This window comes from Halomonas sp. HK25, from assembly GCF_047795635.1.
Classification (GTDB): Bacteria; Pseudomonadota; Gammaproteobacteria; order Pseudomonadales; family Halomonadaceae; genus Halomonas.
The window spans coordinates 3,360,918-3,379,358 of the sequence record NZ_CP181044.1 but is presented as its reverse complement, the minus strand read 5'-3'; the positions used below and the strand labels follow the sequence as shown (position 1 = coordinate 3,379,358).

Here is an 18,441-nt window from a genome sequence, read left to right as displayed (position 1 = left end):
TACGTCAGTACCCGTCGAACGGGCACGGCAAGACGCTGCCGTCAGGGCGGCATCTACCCCGCAGAGGCGAGGTCGGGTGGCGGGCGGCGCGGCATGCACCGTCCCTCATCGGCGTAGTGGCGCGACATGGATTCCTTCTCTATCGATGGCGTCGACGACGGGCAGTCGAGAGTACCGGTGATCCAGTCTTCGATCGGGCAAGACCAGGGTGGCCGAGGCACACAGGCCAAGGCCAGTCAGGGATCGGTTGTTGTCGGCGTTGTTGGCTGATCCGGGGGGCACATACCCTAACCACCCGAAACGCAAAAGTCCAATCTGCGCCAATTCGGGGGGCAAATGTCTTCAGCTCCGTCGAAAAGTCGGCAGGGGAGCGAAGCGGCACGTCACGCGCCGCTCAGCGCGCTGCGCTCAGGCTGCCCGCGACCACCAGCAGGGCGGCCAGCGGCAGGCGCCAGTCTGGCGCGGCGGCGCCCGCCAGTACCAGGAACAGGGTGGCCAGCACCGGCACCGCGTGGGCCAGGTGGCCGATGCGATGGGCTTGGGGGTCGCGCAGTGCGCGGTCCCAGGCCAGCATGGCCAGGCCGTAGGGCCCCAGCCCCAGGGCGGCAGCGGCGCCCAGCGCCGCCGGGGAGGGCAGGGCGGTAGTGCCTTCCAGGGCCAGGCTGGCGCCGCCGACGATAACGCTGGCGACCAGCAGCAGGTGCGGCATCCGCTCGCCCAGTCGCCAGGCGGGGACCTGGCAGGCCAGCGAATAGAGCGCCCAGCACAGCGCCGCGGCCAGGGCCAGCAGGTAGCCGCCCCAGGCGCCCGACACGCCACCCGCCAGCGCCTGAGGCGCCACCAGCAGGGCGGCGCCGGCGAAGGCCAGCAGCGCACCGGCCAGCGTCGAGATCGGCAGCCTGCCCAGCGCCAGCCGGCGACTGGCCAGCAGGAAGAGCACCGGCCAGGTGTAGAGGATCAGCGCCGCCTCGGCGGTCGGTGCCCGGTTGAAAGCGGCGAAGCTGGCGCCCACCGCGCCGGCCATCAGCAGCGGCATGCCCAGGTGGATCGCCAGGCGTTGCGGGCCCGGCAGCGTCGCGTCGCGTCGCCGCCGGCGACGGGCCATGGGCAGGGTGCCCAGGGCGCCGGCCAGCAACGCCAGCGCCGACAGGCGCAGCGGCGGCAACTCGCCCGCCTGCTCGACCAGCAGCGGCACCAGCGCCCACAGCACCACCGCCAGCCCTGCGGCGCCGACGCCATGCCAGGGGGAGCGAACGAGCCGAGGTGCCAGGATCTGCATGCGGGTGACCTTCAATAGCGTGTGGACGAGTGCGGGTGGATGACGACGGCATGCTATCCGGTCCACACTCATCACAATAACGATCTTTATTGATGTCATTCATCAATGATGGTGATGTAACGATGCGCGCCCCGACCCTCGATCTGAGCCTGCTGCGGACCCTGGTGGCCATCGCCGATACCGGCAGCGTTACCGCCGCGGCGAGGCGTCTGGCCTACACCCAGTCCACCGTCAGCATGCAGCTTGCCCGCCTGGAGCAGTCGCTCGGCGTGGCGCTGCACGCGCGGGAAGGTCGCCGCATCCGCTTCACGACCGAAGGGGAGCGGATGCTGGGCCACGCCCGTCGGCTGCTGGCCCTCAACGACGAGGCGCTGGCCGATATGCGCGCCAGACGTGTCACCGGCGAGCTGAACCTGGGAATTCCCGAGGACTACGCCAGCCTGCTGACTGCGGTGTTCTCCTGGTTTCACCAGCTCTATCCGGACGTGGGCCTGCAGGTGACCTGCGGCACCAGTACCGATCTGGTGGAGCGGGTACGTGCCGACGAGCTGGACCTGGCGCTGGTGACCCGCCAGCGCCGCTCACCGGGAGGCGAGGTGATCCGCCGCGAGCCGCTGGTGTGGGCGGTGGGGCTGGAACGCCAACCATCGCTGGCCGACCCGCTGCCTCTGGCGCTCTACTCGCCGGGGGCGGACCTATTCCGCGAGGTGGCCGAGGAGGCCCTGGCCGCGGCGGGGCGCGACTGGCGAGTGGCCTACCGAAGCCAGTCCATGGCGGGCCTGGGGCCGGTGGTGCAAGCGGGGTTGGCCATCGTGGTGGTGACTCGCAGCATGCTGACGCCCCAGCTGCGTGCCCTGGACGAGACGAGCGGCCTGCCGGGGCTTCCCGCCGTGGAGCTGGCCCTGCATCGTGCCGCGCGTCGCCCCACCGAGCCGGCCCGGCGCCTGGCCGAGCTGATCCGCGAGGCGCTCTCGCCGGTAGCTTCCGGGCCCTGAGCCCGCGGATCAGCCCGGTAACATGAGCGTAGCGATGTCAACTGCGATAGCCCTGATGCCTCGCCCTGGTTAGGCGGGGCAAGCGAGAGTTCTGCACCTTGGCAGGTTGAGGCGTAGTGCGATCCTTTGTCACTGTCGCCTGGTTCGGAGTGGATGACTGGGCCATCATACTGCGAGGTGCCGGAATCCCCTGGCCTGGAGCGCTATCGCCACAGAGAGAGGACGTTGATGATGAGGAAAAAGGGCAAGCAAACCTTGCTGGCGGGTGTCCTGGCGTTGCTGGGCCTGGTGAGCCAGCCGCTCTGGGCGCATGCCCACCAGGTCGATCAGGTGCCGGCGGAGGGCGAGGTCGCGGCGCAATCGCCGACGCATTTCGAGCTGCGCTTCGATACGCCGATCCGCATCACCCAGTTCGAGGTTCAGGGTCCCGAGGGAACGGTGGAGCTCAGCGAGCGCTCGCTGGGCAAGCTGGCGCAGGACCACCGGGTGGTGCCGGTCGACGCCCTGGCGCCGGGAGAGTATCGGGTGGTCTGGCGCGGTCTCGCCGAGGATGGCCATACCATGTCGGGAGATTACCGCTTCTCGATACGAGAGTGACCCATGAGCCTTGCGATGACACTGGCCGGCCTCGACCCCTGGACGGCCGGTCGGGTCGTCGTGTCGGCGGGGTTCTATGGCGCCGCCCTGCTCGCGGTGGGCGGGCTGCTGTTCCGCTTCGCCTTCCCCGTCCTGCCGCCCGCCGAGGCCCGGACCCTGCGGCGCACCAGCCTGATGGCCGCCTGGTCAGGCATCGGCCTGGTGGTGGTGCTGTGGCCGCTTCAGGCCGCCTACCTGGGCGGTGGCAGCCTGGCGGCGGCCAGGGACCCGCTGCTGCTGCGCATCGTGGTCGACAGCGCCCAGGGCCACCGACTCGGCCTGGCGGTGGCCGGGCTCTTGCTGCTGCAGGCCAGTCTGGTGGGGTCGCGGTGGCTCGTCGCGCGCCATGGGGTGAGTCTGATCGGTGCCGCCCTGGTGCTGCTGGCCTTCGCCCAGGTGGGGCATACCCGCGGCGATTTCCGCCTGGGGGCCCTGCTGGTGCTCCATCTGCTTGTCGCCGCCTTCTGGATGGCCGCCCTGATGCCGCTGTATCGCCTGGCCGGCGCGCCGCAGCACGACGACCTCCCGGTCCGGCTGCTGCGCCGTTTCGGGCGCTTCGGGATGGTGTTGATCCCGCTACTGCTGATCGCCGGGGGCGGCCTGGTGACATGGCTGACGGAGGGGCGTCCCGCCGCCCTGCTGAGTTCTGCCTATGGCCAGGTACTGACGCTGAAGCTGGTGCTGGTGGCGTTGCTGCTGGTGCTGGGCGCCCTCAACAAGTGGCGGCTGGTGCCGGACCTCGAACGTGGTGTGCCGGGGGCGAGGCATCGGCTGCGCTGCAGCATCGCCACCGAAGGCGCCCTGATGGGGGGGCTGCTGCTCACGGTGGCGCTGCTGTTCACCACCTCTTCGCCCACGTGGTAGGCCGAACTGATCCGCGAGGCGCTCGCCTTGGTGTCATCGCGCCCCGTGGATCTGGTTGATCTCAGGACGGCGGGACAACCGCTGCTGAGCCAGATCGTGATGTCCGGCATTCGTTTGAAAGGCAGCGATACGGCCTGGGGCCGGCTGGTCTATCGCAACATCATTGACAACGAGGATTTCGTGCCCCTGCAGCAGAGGATTCTCAGAGCGAGACAGTCCGCATGGATCAACTCCTGATCAATCAGAAGCTGGAGTCATTGCGTCGCTTTGTCATGCGTCTCGAGAGCCGCTGTCCGAGCTGCGTCCAGGCCCTTGAGGCGGACATCGATATTCAGGATATTCTGGCGCTCAACCTGACTCGGGCGGTCCAGCTCTGTGTTGATATCGCTGCGCACTGGATTGCGGAGCATCACGAGCTGACGTCTCCCATTACCATGGGACAGAGCTTCGAGGTGCTTGCCGAGTGCGGCGTCATCAGCCGGGAGCTTGCCGACAACATGAGGAAGTCGGTCGGGTTTCGCAATATCGTGGTACACAACTACGAAAACGTGAACTGGCAGGTGGTTTTCTCCATCTGTCATGAGCATCTTGATCAGTTTCGGCAGTTTGCTCGCACTTTCATGGATCCGGCAGCGGGCTGAATCCTGCGAGCTTTGGCGGCGATAGGTCGAAAGGAATAATCCCGAGCGTTATACTCGGGTATCCCCTGAACGACCCTCCTGTGGAGTCGCCATGTTTCCCGAGTTCACCCTGCGCTATGCTCGCCTGCCCGAGCGCTTCTTCGAACGCTTCGACCCCGTGCCGGTGCCCGCGCCGCGGCTGGTGGCCTTCAACCGGGCCCTGGCCGAGGCGCTGGGCTTCGACCTGGCCGCCTTCGACGAGGCCCGGGCCGCCGACTGGTTCGCCGGCAACGCCGTGCCGGCCGGCGCCGAGCCCGTCGCCCAGGCCTATGCCGGCCACCAGTTCGGCCACTTCAACCCGCGCCTCGGCGACGGCCGCGCGGTGCTGCTCGGCGAGGTGACCGACCGCGAAGGAAGGCTGTGCGACATCCAGCTCAAGGGAGCGGGGATGACGCCCTTCTCGCGGGGTGCCGACGGCCGCGCGCCGCTGGGCCCGGTGCTGCGCGAATACCTGGTGAGCGAGGCGATGCATCGCCTGGGCGTGCCGACTACCCGGGCGCTGGCCGCGGTGACCAGCGGTGAGCAGGTCTTTCGAAGAGTGCCGGAGCCGGGGGCGGTGCTGACCCGGGTGGCGTCGAGCCACCTGCGCGTCGGCACCTTCCAGTACTTCGCTGCCCGCGGCGACCAGGAGGCGGTCAGGACCCTGGCCGACCTGGCCATCGAGCGTCACTATTCCCAACTGCATCCCCAGCTGCTGGAGCGCGAAGAGGGTGACGATGAGACGAGCGGACGCTACCTGGCATTCCTGGAGGCGGTGGCCGAACGCCAGGCGGCGCTGGTGGCCAAGTGGATGGGGCTGGGCTTCATCCACGGGGTGATGAACACCGACAACTGCACGATCTCGGGGGAAACCATCGACTACGGTCCCTGTGCCTTCATGGAGGCCTACTCGCCGACCATGGTGTTCAGCTCCATCGATGAGCAGGGACGCTATGCCTACCGGAACCAGCCCTGGCTCGCCCAGTGGAACCTCGCACGCCTTGCCGAGACGCTGCTGCCGCTGATCGATCCCGACCATGAGTCCGCCGTGAAGAAGGCCACCGCGGTGATCGAGGCCTTCGAGCCGCGCTACGAGGCGGAGTGGCTGGCGGTGATGCGCGCCAAGCTGGGGCTCACCAGGGAAGAGGAGGGCGACCGAGAGCTGGTCGAGGCACTGCTCGCGGCGCTAGAGGCGGGGAGGGCCGACTTTACCCTGGCGTTTCGCCGCCTGAGCGAGGTGACACAGGAGAACGCGCCCGCCTTTCATGAGCTGTTCGAGAACGACGGGGCGCTGCAGGAGTGGCTGCCGCGCTGGCGCGAGCGGCTGGCTCGGGAGGGCGTCGGCATGGAGGAGATTGCCGCCCGGATGAATGCGGTCAATCCGCTCTATATTCCCCGCAACCACCAGGTGGAACGGGTGATCGCCGCGGCCGCCGAGCACGACGATTTCGCACCCTTCGAGGCGCTTGCCGAGGTGCTGGCCGAGCCCTTCACCGAGCAGCCCGGCCGTGAGAGCTACGCACTGTCGGCGCCCCCTGCCGAGCGGGTGTTCAGGACCTTCTGCGGGACCTGAGGTGACCTGCATGCCCATATCACTCTCGCCCCGCTCGCTGGACGCACGAATGATCAGAAGGAGGCGTTGGGTGCAGATGACCCGAGGGCGTGTCACAGGAAGACATACACCGTGACCACCAAGAAGGCCCCGTGCAGCAGCGGCCAGAACAGTAGCTTGGGAATGAGGTTGTCGCGGTAGTGGAAGAAGTGGCTGTCGCTGAGTGCCGTGAGCATGAAGGCGTTGATGGAGATGGCGACAACGGTGAAGTAGGTGATGAAGTAGAAATACTCCAGGTACATGATCTGCTCGGCAGCGTAGCGGCGGCGAACGTCGATATGCGCGAGCAGGATGATGAAGAAGATGGCCGCCGCCGTCCCCAGCACCGTGGAGGTGGTGAAGCCGTGCAGCGAGGCCCGGTCCTTCTCCCGGGTGTCGATCATCAGCATCGCGAACAGCATGATCGCGGCGACGAACAGCGGGATCTGGTTGGAAATGAAGGCGTCGGTGATGTTGCGCAGCAGCGTGATGTGGAAGGTCAGCTCCGGAAATTCGCCCGACCTGGCGCTTCCGCGCACGCCGAGGTCGCTGCTGTAGTCGTGGAAGCGATAGGCGAAGAAGCTGCGCCGCACCTGCCAGCCCGGCACGCTGAAGCCGGGTTCTACTCCTGGTAGCGATGTCGGGTGGATCAGCCGGTAGGCCTCCAGCTCCGGCACCAGCACGACATTGTGCCTGAGATCCGGATGCCAGACGCGCAGCCGCAGCGTCTTGACGTCGATCGGGAAGCGCGAGTAGTCGGATGTCTGACGCACGCTGGTCTTGAAGAACCAGCCGACCACCTCGCTGTTCCCCTCGCGGAAACGGAACAGCTCCTCGCGTTCATCCTGAGCGGGGATCGCGTCCGGGAAGAAGATCTCGCGGCGCAGGGCGCCATGGCCGGTCAGCGGATAGCGCTGCCAGATGATGCCGGTGATAACGAAGTCGTGCGGCGTCTCGAAACGGGCGGCCTGGATGAACACCCCCGTCGGCACCTGGATCGGCGCGTCGAAGCGCTGCAGGCGAGCCTCTTCGACATACCCTTCGAGGTAACTCTCGATGCCGGCGCGATCGACCAGCATGACCGCTTCCGGCGGGTCGCGGCCCACCTCGGCAAACTCCAGGCTCCAGATGTAGACCACGCCGAGCAGAAACAGCAGGGCGATGGCAAAGCTCCCGCTCCACAGCATCGGTTGGGAATCCAGCCGGTAAGCAACCACCAGGACAGACAGGCCGGTTGCACCGACGATCAGGGCGATGGTGATCAGGATCTGTCGGCGCTTGTGTTCACTGAGGTCGAGCGGCATCTCGTCGGTGAAGGCCACCACCGCCAGCGACCAGTTCGCGGCCATGATGGGGCTGAAGAAGATCCAGGAGTCCTGGCCGGTGAGCTCGCTGGAGTGGGCGATCGCGCCGGTGCGACCGGCCGTGGCCTGCTGCGCCAGCTGCCGCAGTTCCGGATCGTCCAGCCGAGCGGCGATATCGAACAGGGTCAGCCCATGGCGCACGTACTCGCGCCGCGGGTGGGCGACATAGGTACCCTGTTCGGTGATGACGAAGGCATAGCCGGTCTGGCCCAGATCCAGCGCGCCGACCAGGTCCCAGACATCCTCGATCGAGTAGTCGATACAGACGGTGCCGTCGGGCCCTGTGTGGTCACGCACCCGCTGCTCCTCGGGGAGTCGGAAGGGGGTGCAATAGAGCGCGAGCATCGCCTGACTGGCCTGGCCGAAGAAGGGCTCCAGCCAGCCGGCATGGTCGGTACCCTGGTGATACCAGTCGTGCTGGGGCTCGGTGTAGTCGTAGACATCCTCCACCCACAGCAGCTGGTGAACGGCGTTGCGCTTGACGATATAGGGCGCATACAGCCGCTGGTCCGGGGCGTAGGCATAGGGTCGAAACATCACCCCGGCTCCGAACACGTAGGGATGCTGCTCCACCAGCGCTTCGAGTCGCTCCTCGATCCGGGTGACCGGCAGTTCGCCGCTCACCAGTTCGAAGGCGATGGTGTCGGCCAGACCGGAGAGGTGGCGAAGGTCGGCGGTGAGGGACTCGGCGGCTTCCCAGGCTTCACGCTGGATCCCGTCCCGCCACGCCTCGGTGGTCTGCAGCCGCGTGCTGCGATCTACCCACATCAGGCCGGTGGCGATGCTGAAGGCAATCACCGCGACGACCAGGGCCGTGTTGAAGACGAGGCGTGCCCGACCGGCTGGGGGAAACATCCTGCACCCGTGGAGTGGCTGCCTGGAAAAGGAACAGCGAACATCTTTGGTATGGCACCGAATGGCCATTCTTGCCAGGCGATCAAACGCTCATTTGTGAAATCATAACGTATTGAATCGAAATGACCGGTTCTGTATTGATGAGTAATCTCATTTTTTATTGTTCGTTATGGTCTGATATTTATCATCAAGCATACATTAAATTTCCTGTTATAAAGTAGCACTCATTTGATGAGCTACAATCTCGCTTTCTATCAGAAGAATAAGAGTGTGAATATTCGATGACATAGTAATCTGATGTAGTCGGCTATCGTTAATTGAAATGGGCTATGGTCCTTTGAGTCATCGGAACGACCCGAAAAGAAATTTAAAAACAATGACTTGAGTGAGATTATGGCAAGGGGTGCCGAGCGGTAGCGTGCACTGACTCTTAAAGTAACTTCTGGTAACCTTGCGTATGGTATCGTAAGTTCATAGCTATCACCCTCTACCCCCGGCTGCCAAGCTTTCGCTCATCAAGATAATATTCCCTCATCAGCGCATTGGATGATAACGACATTGTGTTCTTCTGCCCATGCTGGTGGCTCTCGGTGGGGTGGGTGGCGCTGGCCCCATGCCGACTGGCACAAAATGGACACAGTGACGTGGCCGAGGCATTCGTCAATATCGGCGACCTGAAACGACACCGGACTTCCGACTTCCCTCGAGCATTGAGGCCATGGCCATGACGATCTTCCCCACTCCGCCTTCGGGGGCTCCTTCTCCTTCCCAGGAGAGCGACGACATCAGTCTGCGGAAACTGATGGTCACGATGTATGATCGTCGCTGGCTGATCATTGCGATAGCGATCCTTGCCATGCTGGCCGGCTATTTCCATGCCAGCTCCAAGCCGCGAATCTATCAGGCGGATGCTCTGGTCCAGATCGAGAACCGCGGGTCGATGCTGTCCCTGCTGGATACCCTGACGGTGGGAGACCAGGCGGGTAATCCGACTTCTGCCGAGCTGGAGATACTCCAGTCGCGCATGGTGATGGGCGAAACGGTCGACCGCCTCGACCTGGCAATCCGCGTCGAGCCACGGCGGTTGCCGATGGTGGGCAGCTTCCTGGTCAATCATGGCTTCGGTCATGACTGGTTCGACCGCCTCTCGCTGGGTTTCCTGCTGGACTGGCTGCCGGGGGAGCGTGATGCCAGCCCCTATGTGTGGGCCGGTGAGTCGCTGCGGGTGGCATGGTTCGAAGTGCCAACCGAACGCGTGGGGCGAGAGCATGTGCTGCGGGCCACCGGAGGGGGCGGCTTCGAGCTGCTGTTGGGCGGGCAGGTGCTGCTCACCGGGCGTTTCGGTGAAACCGTACAGGACGATGCCCAGGGCTATCGGCTCTTCGTCAGCCAGCTCGAGGCACACCCTGGAGCTGAGTTCCGCCTGCGAAGGGTTTCCCGGCTGCAAGCCATCAGCCAGCTCCAGAGCCGTGTCATCATCGTTCCGCGAGGCAGGGATTCCGGAGTCTATCGGCTGACCCTGAGCGGAGCTGAGCGCGAGCAGATCCAGGAGACACTGGAAACCCTTACCGGTGTCTTCCTGGCCCAGAACGTGCGGCGTCAGTCCGAGGAGGCAGAGAAGCAGATTGGCTTCCTCAATGAGCAGATCCCACAGGTCAATGCCCAGCTGACCCAGGCGGAGAACCGGCTCAATGAGTACCGGTCACAGCGCGATTCGGTGGACCTGACCTTCGAGACCCAGAGTCTGCTAAACCAGCTGGTTTCAGTCGACAACCAGCTCACCGAGCTCGCCCTGGTCGAGGCCAACCTGGCCGAGCGGTTTCGCCCGATGCACCCCAATTACCAGGCGTTGCTGAGGCAACAGGCACATCGGCAGGCCGAGCTTGACCGACTGAATGCCCAGGTCGGTGACCTGCCCGAGACCCAGCAGGAGGTCCTGCGCCTGACCCGTGAGACTCAGGTGAATCAGCAGGTATACGTCCAATTGCTCAACCAGCTCCAGGAGATGCGTCTGGTCAAGGCCGGCACCGTGGGCAGTGTGCGGATTCTCGATGCCGCCGTGCTCCACCCGGGCATCATCTCGCCACGTATTTCGCTGACGACGTTGATCAGCGGAATTCTCGGGGCGCTGCTGGCGATGGTGCTGGTGGTGGTGCTGCTGCTGCTTAGCCGGGCGGTCAAGAGCCCCGCTCAACTCGAGGAGCTGGGGCTGCCGGTCTACGCGACCCTGCCGGACTCCAGTGAGCAGGTCGGGCTCACCCGTCGCATCCGACCGCGCGGTGCCAAGAGAAGCCAGATAGTGTTCCGTGGCCTTCTGGCACTGGAGAACTCTGCCGAGTTCGCCGTGGAGGCCCTGCGCGGTCTACGTACCAGCCTCTATTTTGCCATGCTGGAAGCCGGCGACAACCGGTTGATGATTGCCGGTGCGAGCCCCGGCGTGGGCAAGAGCTTCGTAGCGGCCAACCTGGCAGCGGTGTGTGCCCAGGCCGGACAGAAGGTGCTGCTGATCGATGCCGACATGCGTCGCGGCCATCTGCACCATGCCTTCCGTGGCCAGGGCGAGCAGGGGCTATCGGAGTTGCTGGCCCAACGCATGATGCCGGACGAGGTGATTCGCCATACCGACTTGAAGGGACTGGATTACGTGGCGAGGGGCTCGGTGCCTCCCAACCCCTCGGAGCTGATGATGCAGCGAAGTTTTCATGACTTTCTCGGGGCCATGAGTGCACGCTATGACCTGGTGGTGCTGGATACGCCCCCGATACTGGCGGTCACCGATGCGGCCGTGGTGGGCAAGCTGGTTGGCACCAGCCTGATGGTGGTGCGCTTCGGTCGTAACCCTCCGTCAGAGATCCAGGCCGCCAAGCGCCGCCTGGAGAGTGGCGGGGTAAGGCTCAAGGGGGCGATCCTCAATGGCGTGGAGAAGTCGACCCGGAACCGCTACGGCTACTACGGTAACTACCTCTATGCCTATCGGTGACCCGAGATGCTGATCCACCTGCGTGAATTCTTTTCACTGCTGACCCGCCAGCAACGACGTCGACTGCTCAGGCTTCAGGTGCTGATCGTATTCATGGCCTTCGCCGAGCTCGCCAGCGTGATCGCCATCGGCCCCTTCATGGCCGTGGTGGGCGACATGAGTCGGCTCGAGGGTGACGGCCGCCTGGCCTGGGCCTACCGGCTCAGCGGCCTGGAGAGCCCCGAGGCCTTCCTGACCCTGCTCGGCGCCATGGTGCTGTTTGTCCTGTTGCTGGCGGCGCTATTTTCCATTTACACCACCTGGCGGCTGTCGCTGTACAGCGCCCAGGTGGGTGCCGAACTCTCGAGTCGCCTCTACCGCTACTATCTGTACCAGCCTTGGCTGTTTCATTCCGGAGAGAATACCAGTGGCCTGATCAACAAGGTGTCGCAGGAGGTCCAGCGGACCAGCCACCGCATCATCAATCCGTGCATGAAGCTCAATGCCAAGCTGGTCATGGTGTCCCTCATGACCGTAGCGATCTTCATCTACAACCCCGTGGTAGCCGTGTCCGGTGCCATGATCTTCGCTGCCTCCTATCTGCTGCTCTACAAGACGGTGCGGCGCTTTTTGATCGCCAATGGTCGGCGCGTATCCCGGGCACAGGCCAAGCGCTTCAAGCTGATGACCGAGGGGTTCGGTGGCATCAAGGATCTGCTGCTGTTGCACCGCCAGGAGAACTTCACCTCGCGCTTCGACAAGGCCAGCAACAGCGTGGCCCGCGGCCAGGGGGTCACCCAGGGATTGAGTGATGCCCCGCGCTATGCCATCGAGCTGGTGGCCTTCGCCGCGGTGATCCTGCTGGTGCTCTACCTGCTCAACCTCTACGAGGGCAACCTGGGCGCCATCCTGCCGGCGTTATCGATCTATGCCCTGGCCGGCTTCAAGATGCTGCCGGCCTTCCAGAAGATCTACTCGGCCATCTCGCAGATCCGCGGCAACCTGGCGGCCTATGAGTCCATTCGTGAGGATCTGCTGGCCAGCCGCACCAACGAGTCGACCGCTGCGGCCCAATCGGACGTTGAGATAACGCCACTGGTACCCCAGCAGGGCATCGAGCTGCAGGACGTGGTCTTCGACTATCCGGGCAAGAAGGGCCTGGCCCTGGGCGGGTTGACGCTGACGATTCCTGCCAACCGGATGGTGGGCCTGGTCGGTGCCTCCGGCAGCGGCAAGAGCACGGCAGTGGATCTTCTGCTGGGCCTGATTCACCCCCAGCAAGGCCGGGTCATGATCGATGGGGTGCCACTGACGCAGGAAAACCTGCGATGCTGGCAGGCGGGCGTCGGCCTCGTCCCCCAGCAGATCTTCCTGGCCGATGCCAGCATTCTCGAGAACGTCGCCTTCGGCATCGCGAAGGAGCAGATCGACGAGGCAAGGGCAATGGAGGCACTGCGCCTCGCGCAGCTCGATGATCTGATCGAGAAGTTGCCGGAGGGAGTCGAGACATGGATCGGCGAGCGCGGCGTACAGCTGTCGGGGGGACAACGCCAGCGGGTCGGGATTGCCCGGGCGCTCTACCAGCAGGCCAGAGTGTTGGTGCTCGACGAGGCCACCAGCGCCCTCGACGGCATCACCGAGCGTCGCTTGATGAGCGATATCCAGCGCCTGGCCGGGCAGATGACCATCGTGCTGGTCGCCCATCGCCTGACCACGGTCAAGGACTGCGACATCATCTACCTGCTCGACGCCGGTCAGGTGACCGACAGCGGCACCTATGACGATCTGGCCAGCCGCAATGTCACCTTCCAGATGATGGCCAATCTCTAGTCGAGGTCGCTCCCATGAACCTTGTCGCTGCCGTGCTGCTGTTCCTGGGGTTGTCGCTGTCCAGCTTCTATGTCTTTCCCAGCGGTATGCCCCAACCCGCCGACTTACTGCTGTTCGGGTTCGCTGGCGTTATGACGATCATGGCGCTGGGCGACAAGCACCTGGAGGTGTCGCCCTTCGCGCTGTGCTGGGGCTTGCTGGTGTTCTGGGTGCTGCTGGTCTGCCTGGGCTGGACGCTGATTCTAGAATCCACGGGATTCTTCGTGTACCCGGCCTTCTTCTTCTTCAACTTCCTGGTGGGCATGGCGCTGCTGCGCTTCCTGAGGGTATATGGCGAGCGTGCCAAGGGACTGATCCACAACGCTGTCTCCATCGCGCTGCTGGTCGCGGCCAGTCAGGTGCTGGTGCAGCTGGCTTCGGGCATCAACCGCACCCCCGGCAGCTTCAACAACCCCAACCAGCTGGCCTACTTCTCGCTGTGCGGCATCGTCGTGCTGATGCTGCTCGATGATTTCCGGCCCCGGTTGCGGCCCCTGGCCCTGGCCGGCCTGGCCGCCGGCGTGGTGGGCATCCTGGCTGCCTCGTCGTTGGCGGCTCTGGGTGGGGGCGTGTTGGTCGTGGTGGGCTGGGCCATGGCCAATGCCACTCGCGTCTGGCACTTCGCGCGATTGTTGCTGGTGGTGCCGCTGCTGCTCGTGGTGGTGATGCTGGTCAACCTGCACTCGGAAGGGCAGATAGCACACAACCTGCAGTCGCGCATGGACCGGGCGCCGACCAAGGTGGAGGGCATGTACGAGGAGCGACGCTTCGATCGTCTGTCTCAGTTTCCCGAGTACGCCATTCTCGGTGCCGGAGAGGGCGAGCGACGCCGCTTCATTCCCTATCATCGCAACGAGATCCACTCCTCCTTCGTCAACATGCTGTTCGCCTACGGCGTGCCGGGACTGGGGCTCTTCCTGCTGGTGATCTTCGCGGCCCTGAGTCGTACCCCGCTGTATGTCTGGGTCGGCGTGTCCGGGCCACTGTTCTACTCGGTGACCCACAACGGCCTGCGTTCCACCCTGTTCTGGCTAGTACTGGCGCTCTGCTGGTACCTCTACCGGCAGGGGCGTCAGGCTTCTGTCCGGTCCACGACTCCAGCCTTCGAAAGCCTTTCCTCCGGTCATCCCCGGGCCATGCACTGACGAGATCGCTGACGCTTCACGGGAGCAAAAGATGAACCTGAAAACACGCCTTGCGCAACGGCTCCCCCTGCCGCGCATGCTGTTGGGGGCGATGGCGGTCAGTGCGGCGGGGTTCCTGATGCTTCCGAAGCTGTCAACGTCTCCGCTTGCCGCCGAACCGGAGGTCGTGGTGCTGACCGCACAGGGCGAGACGGAACCGGTGGAGAGCCGCGGAGATGCCGCCGATGATGCCGCCATCTGGTACAACGCCACGTCACCGGAGCAAAGTCGGGTGTTGGGCACCGACAAGAGACGCGGGTTGGAGGTATATGACCTCGCAGGGCAACGGCTGCAGTCGCTTCCAGTTGGACGACTGAACAACGTTGACCTGCGTCAGGATGTGCCGATGAACGGACGCCGCATGGACTTGGCGGTTGCGACTCATCGCGACCTGGAAGGCCTGAGCGTTTTCGAGATTGCCGCCGACGGACAGGTGACGCTGATCGGCACCGTTAGCACCGCCCTCCTGGAAATCTACGGTGTCTGCCTGTATCGCCATGTCGACGAGTTGCATGTCTTCGTCAATGCCAAGGATGGACGTTATCTGCAGTACCGCCTCGAGCTCATTGAAGGCAACCCGGTGATCGTGCCGTTGAGATTTTTCCGGCTAGGTTCCCAGCCGGAGGGATGTGTGGCCGATGATAACCACGCCCGGTTGTTCGTCGGGGAGGAGGATGTCGGGGTATGGGTTATGCGGGCCTCACCCGAGGTGGGTACGGATCGTGAACTGGTCATTGCCGCGCGAGATCCACTCGAGCCGGATATCGAAGGGCTGGCCCTCTATAATGACGAGTATCTGGTGGTGTCGAGCCAGGGCAATGATCGCTTTGCCGTGCTCGACACAGAGCCGCCCTTTCGGTTGATGGGCATCTTCCGCGTCGATAAGGATGATGCCAGTGGCATTGGAGCTGTGCGCGACACCGACGGGATAGCGATCAGTGCACACAATTTCGGCACCGGGTTCGAGCAGGGACTGATGGTCGTGCAGGACGGTAACAACAGGCCGGACAACCAGAACTTCAAGTATCTCGATTGGTCGCGTATCGCCACGGCCCTTGGGCTGCACGATCAGCGCTGATCGGCGGGAACGCCGATGGCGCAAGGGAGAGGGACATGCTTAGCCTGCTGACGTCGCTGCTGTTGAAACCCCGCTGTGTGAAGCGCCGGATATTATTCTCGATCGACGCCCTGATCGTAGCGGCCAGCCTGCAACTGGCGACGATACTCCATCTCGAGAGCCTGCACCCGCTTATTGATGCCCGGTTGTGGTCGACGATCGTTCTGGCTGCGCCGGTGAGTCTGCTTCTGTTCCATTGGCTGGGCCTCTACCGCCTGGTGCTTCGTTACATGAATCACACCACCGTGACGGTGATGGGGACGGCAGTGCTCGCGTCGGGCCTGGTGGTATGGCTGGTCTCTCGGCTGCTCAATCACCACCTGGCGATACCGATCGTCGTGATCCATTCACTGCTGTTGCTGCTTGGTATCGGTGGTGTGCGCTTCCTGCTGCGCGAGTTCTACCTGTATAGCCAGCGTTGCCAGCGTCGCCAGCGCCGGCCGGTGGTGATCTACGGAGCCGGTGCGGCGGGCTGTGAGCTGGTGTCGGCACTGCGCCACGGGGGAGAGTACGAGCCGATCGCGTTTGTCGACGACTGGCGTGGGCTCGACGGCGCCCTGGTCGAGGGGCTGAGGGTATACCACCCCGAGCAGCTGCCTAGGCTGATCAGCGAGAACCAGGTGACGATGGTGCTGCTGGCCATTCCCAGTGCGCCGAGGTGTCGGCGCCGGGAAATCCTCCAGCGGCTCTCCGTACTCCCGGTCCCGGTGCAGACCATTCCGGGGAGCGCCGACATCATTGCCGGGCGTGCCCATATCAGTGAAGTCCGCGACGTGGCACTGGAGGACCTGCTCGGGCGAGAACCCGTGCCGCCGTTCACCGATCTGATGGATGCCAATATCCGTGGCAAGTCGGTCATGGTGACGGGGGCTGGAGGCTCGATCGGGAGCGAACTGTGTCGGCAGATCCTTGCTCAGCAGCCCGCTCGACTGCTGCTGGTCGACCACTGCGAGTATGCGCTCTATGCCATCGAGCAGGAGCTTGCGCGCCACCCGGGCGTCTGCCGGTCGGGCACCGAGCTCAAGGCGCTGCTGGTCTCGGTGCAGCAGCATGATGCCTTAGAGACGATCTTCGCGGCTTTCGAGGTCCATACCGTCTATCATGCCGCGGCCTACAAGCATGTGCCGATGGTCGAGCACAACCTGATCGAGGGCGTTCGCAACAACGTCTTCGGTACCCTCAACCTGGCCCGGGCGGCGATGAGGGGAGGGGTGGAAGCCTTCGTGATGGTATCCACCGACAAGGCCGTGCGTCCCACCAATGCCATGGGTGCCACCAAACGGCTGACCGAGTTGATCTGTCAGGCCTTCGCCGATGCCCAGAACGACACACGCTTCTGCATGGTGCGTTTCGGCAACGTGCTGGGCTCCAGCGGCTCGGTGGTACCGCTGTTTCGCCGGCAGATCGAGCAGGGGGGACCGGTGCAGGTGACCCATCCGGAGATTACCCGCTATTTCATGACCATCCCCGAGGCGGCGCAGCTGGTGATCCAGGCCGGGGCCATGGGGCAAGGCGGCGAGGTGTTCGTGCTCGACATGGGCGAGCCGGTGCGCATCCGGGACCTGGCGGTGAACATGATTCGGCTGTCCGGCCTGGAGGTGAAGGATGCCGAGCATCCCCACGGTGACATCGAGATCGTCTATTCCGGCCTGCGGCCCGGCGAGAAGCTTTACGAGGAACTGCTGATCGGTGGCGAACTGGGCAGGACGCGGCACGACCGGATCATGACTTCCCGCGAACGTTTCTGGGCATGGTCCCGCCTCGAGGCCTTCCTGCTTGAGCTCGAAGGGGCGCTGTCGGCTTCCGATCACCTGAGCATCCGCCAACTGCTGCTGACGGCACCGCTGGACTATCGACCCCTGGACGAGCTGTCCGACCTGGTCTGGGAGACGCGCCTGGCACAGCTTCCGGCCAGCCACCTCGCCTCTGGTGATCTGGCGGAAGCCACGAACCGGTAGCAGGGTTCGATACCCTGCTGAGCCCGGTGCCCAGGAGAAACTGAGCAGCCCCTGCCCGGGAGGCACTACGCCTTCATTTTCCTCTCGTATTGGCAACATGGCGAGAGCCGATAAAGATGGACGAGAAACCCAGCGAGATCGTGTGCCACGTAAGCATGTGGAGGGCAGGCGCCGTTAGCTTGCTTGACGATCATTTGCTGGCTCTGCTGGAAATAGAACATGATCAGGCAACTATTTAATCGTGTTGTTGCGGTCTCTGGATATGAAATAAGGAGGCGGCATGGTTCGGACATCCATGATTTGAGAATACCTGGTTACTCGCCTACGCCTTCCGAGGGTGCGTATCTTGGTGAATCGTCTCGCTATATTGTCGATGTGCCAGCGGAGATGGTGGGTAGGACACCTTTGATGCGGCTCTGGGTTGCCATACTGCAGGACTATGTCGCGCAGGGTGAGGACGCTGCCAGGCAACGTCTTCAAGCGTATTTCGATACATATGAGCCTAAAAGCGTGGCAGATCTTTTGCAAATAAAGCCCAGTCAGCCATGGCATCACGGGAATCCGCTCTCGTATGTCTATCCGTGGGATGCGGAAGGCCCCGAGGAAAAGGTGGCGTTCCGCGTGGAGTTGATGCGAAAGGAAGCCAAGGAGCATGGTTTCCATATGTGGAAAGAATCCGACGGGTGGAAAGGCTTCGGTCCTGTTTCAAGTGCGGTAGTGGATATGGAACTCAGACGGCTTATAAACACTTGCGAATCCATCAGAACACATGGGTTTGATGAGCGACGTGGCCAAGTACAGGGTCGCATATACGGTTGGGGACCAAGCGAGATGGTTCTTCCTCGCCGCGGTTGGCATCGGGTGGCCGTCTGTCTGGCACTTGATATGGAAAAGATTCCCATGTTGTTTGATCGCAGGCATGCCATCATACGGCATGAGGATGCCGCAAGGTGGCCGAATGTTGTAAACGGTAATTTTACCGTTAACGACGCCTATAGCATCTTCGAAAGAAGATTCTTGATGACAAGGTCTCCTTCTTGCAAGGTCACACTGGGGATTTCTTTCCCAGGAAGGTCGAATAGCTTGTTCGGCCAAAGTCTGACTTCCTGAA

14 protein-coding genes are annotated in these 18,441 nt (G+C 63.7%); 12 read left to right on the top strand and 2 right to left on the bottom strand.

Translation table 11 applies throughout. The features are described 5' to 3' along the window. Positions 1-394: 394 nt before the first annotated feature. Entirely contained in the window at positions 395-1,279 is an 885-nt protein-coding gene (locus tag ACM26W_RS15910) for an EamA family transporter (RefSeq protein WP_416137950.1), read from the bottom strand. A gap of 122 nt (positions 1,280-1,401) precedes the next feature. Here ACM26W_RS15910 and ACM26W_RS15905 point away from each other — a divergent pair, with 122 nt between their 5' ends. The 6 genes from ACM26W_RS15905 (at position 1,402) to ACM26W_RS15880 (ending at position 6,006) form a co-directional block, all read left to right on the top strand. Continuing rightward, positions 1,402-2,274, top strand: a complete 873-nt coding sequence (locus tag ACM26W_RS15905) for a LysR substrate-binding domain-containing protein (RefSeq protein WP_416140910.1) — start codon at positions 1,402-1,404, stop codon at positions 2,272-2,274. Positions 2,275-2,502: 228 nt separating this feature from the next. After that, positions 2,503-2,871, top strand: a complete 369-nt coding sequence (locus ACM26W_RS15900; RefSeq protein WP_416137949.1) for a copper resistance CopC family protein — start codon at positions 2,503-2,505, stop codon at positions 2,869-2,871. Between the two features lie 3 nt (positions 2,872-2,874). Continuing rightward, positions 2,875-3,774 (top strand): CopD family protein, encoded by a 900-nt coding sequence (locus ACM26W_RS15895; protein ID WP_416137948.1) that lies wholly within the window; start codon positions 2,875-2,877, stop codon positions 3,772-3,774. Between the two features lie 45 nt (positions 3,775-3,819). Further along, positions 3,820-4,011: a hypothetical protein gene (locus ACM26W_RS15890; RefSeq protein ID WP_416137947.1), complete on the top strand. Its 192-nt coding sequence runs from the start codon at positions 3,820-3,822 to the stop codon at positions 4,009-4,011. Continuing rightward, the gene (gene hepT, locus ACM26W_RS15885) at positions 3,996-4,415 is read left to right on the top strand and encodes a type VII toxin-antitoxin system HepT family RNase toxin (protein ID WP_416137946.1); all 420 of its coding nucleotides are present in this window, start codon (positions 3,996-3,998) and stop codon (positions 4,413-4,415) included. The genes ACM26W_RS15890 and hepT overlap by 16 nt, the downstream gene beginning before the upstream one ends. Positions 4,416-4,506: 91 nt before the next feature. Next, a complete protein-coding gene (locus ACM26W_RS15880) occupies positions 4,507-6,006 on the top strand; it encodes a protein adenylyltransferase SelO (RefSeq protein WP_416137945.1) in 1,500 nt (499 codons plus the stop codon). Positions 6,007-6,098: 92 nt separating this feature from the next. Here ACM26W_RS15880 and ACM26W_RS15875 read toward each other — a convergent pair whose 3' ends face one another. Beyond that, positions 6,099-8,243 (bottom strand): cache domain-containing protein, encoded by a 2,145-nt coding sequence (locus ACM26W_RS15875; protein WP_416137944.1) that lies wholly within the window; start codon positions 8,241-8,243, stop codon positions 6,099-6,101. Positions 8,244-8,961: 718 nt separating this feature from the next. Here ACM26W_RS15875 and ACM26W_RS15870 point away from each other — a divergent pair. The 6 genes from ACM26W_RS15870 (at position 8,962) to ACM26W_RS15845 (ending at position 18,440) form a co-directional block, all read left to right on the top strand. Further along, the gene (locus tag ACM26W_RS15870; RefSeq protein WP_416137943.1) at positions 8,962-11,223 is read left to right on the top strand and encodes a polysaccharide biosynthesis tyrosine autokinase; all 2,262 of its coding nucleotides are present in this window, start codon (positions 8,962-8,964) and stop codon (positions 11,221-11,223) included. Positions 11,224-11,229: 6 nt separating this feature from the next. After that, complete coding sequence (locus ACM26W_RS15865) at positions 11,230-13,032, top strand: ABC transporter ATP-binding protein (protein ID WP_416137942.1); 1,803 nt, start codon at positions 11,230-11,232, stop codon at positions 13,030-13,032. A gap of 14 nt (positions 13,033-13,046) precedes the next feature. Continuing rightward, complete coding sequence (locus tag ACM26W_RS15860; RefSeq protein ID WP_416137941.1) at positions 13,047-14,216, top strand: hypothetical protein; 1,170 nt, start codon at positions 13,047-13,049, stop codon at positions 14,214-14,216. Between the two features lie 31 nt (positions 14,217-14,247). Next, positions 14,248-15,333 (top strand): phytase, encoded by a 1,086-nt coding sequence (locus ACM26W_RS15855; RefSeq protein ID WP_416137940.1) that lies wholly within the window; start codon positions 14,248-14,250, stop codon positions 15,331-15,333. A gap of 35 nt (positions 15,334-15,368) precedes the next feature. Next, positions 15,369-17,330 carry a polysaccharide biosynthesis protein gene (locus ACM26W_RS15850; RefSeq protein ID WP_416137939.1) on the top strand — a complete coding sequence of 654 codons (1,962 nt, stop codon included), beginning with the start codon at positions 15,369-15,371 and terminating at the stop codon, positions 17,328-17,330. Between the two features lie 219 nt (positions 17,331-17,549). Next, on the top strand, positions 17,550-18,440 hold the full coding sequence (locus tag ACM26W_RS15845) for a hypothetical protein (RefSeq protein ID WP_416137938.1): 891 nt from the start codon (positions 17,550-17,552) through the stop codon (positions 18,438-18,440). The last annotated feature ends 1 nt before the right edge of the window (position 18,441 follow it).

What these genes read in the sequence shown, in the direction of transcription:
- ACM26W_RS15900 (WP_416137949.1), top strand. Translation starts at nt 2,503, where the DNA reads ATGATGAGGAAAAAGGGCAAGCAAACCTTGCTGGCGGGTGTCCTGGCG.
- ACM26W_RS15895 (WP_416137948.1), top strand. Translation starts at nt 2,875, where the DNA reads ATGAGCCTTGCGATGACACTGGCCGGCCTCGACCCCTGGACGGCCGGT.
- ACM26W_RS15845 (WP_416137938.1), top strand. Translation starts at nt 17,550, where the DNA reads ATGATCAGGCAACTATTTAATCGTGTTGTTGCGGTCTCTGGATATGAA.
- ACM26W_RS15860 (WP_416137941.1), top strand. Translation starts at nt 13,047, where the DNA reads ATGAACCTTGTCGCTGCCGTGCTGCTGTTCCTGGGGTTGTCGCTGTCC.
- hepT (WP_416137946.1), top strand. Translation starts at nt 3,996, where the DNA reads ATGGATCAACTCCTGATCAATCAGAAGCTGGAGTCATTGCGTCGCTTT.
- ACM26W_RS15855 (WP_416137940.1), top strand. Translation starts at nt 14,248, where the DNA reads ATGAACCTGAAAACACGCCTTGCGCAACGGCTCCCCCTGCCGCGCATG.
- ACM26W_RS15910 (WP_416137950.1), bottom strand. Translation starts at nt 1,279, where the DNA reads ATGCAGATCCTGGCACCTCGGCTCGTTCGCTCCCCCTGGCATGGCGTC.
- ACM26W_RS15865 (WP_416137942.1), top strand. Translation starts at nt 11,230, where the DNA reads ATGCTGATCCACCTGCGTGAATTCTTTTCACTGCTGACCCGCCAGCAA.
- ACM26W_RS15850 (WP_416137939.1), top strand. Translation starts at nt 15,369, where the DNA reads ATGCTTAGCCTGCTGACGTCGCTGCTGTTGAAACCCCGCTGTGTGAAG.
- ACM26W_RS15880 (WP_416137945.1), top strand. Translation starts at nt 4,507, where the DNA reads ATGTTTCCCGAGTTCACCCTGCGCTATGCTCGCCTGCCCGAGCGCTTC.
- ACM26W_RS15875 (WP_416137944.1), bottom strand. Translation starts at nt 8,243, where the DNA reads ATGTTTCCCCCAGCCGGTCGGGCACGCCTCGTCTTCAACACGGCCCTG.
- ACM26W_RS15870 (WP_416137943.1), top strand. Translation starts at nt 8,962, where the DNA reads ATGGCCATGACGATCTTCCCCACTCCGCCTTCGGGGGCTCCTTCTCCT.
- ACM26W_RS15905 (WP_416140910.1), top strand. Translation starts at nt 1,402, where the DNA reads ATGCGCGCCCCGACCCTCGATCTGAGCCTGCTGCGGACCCTGGTGGCC.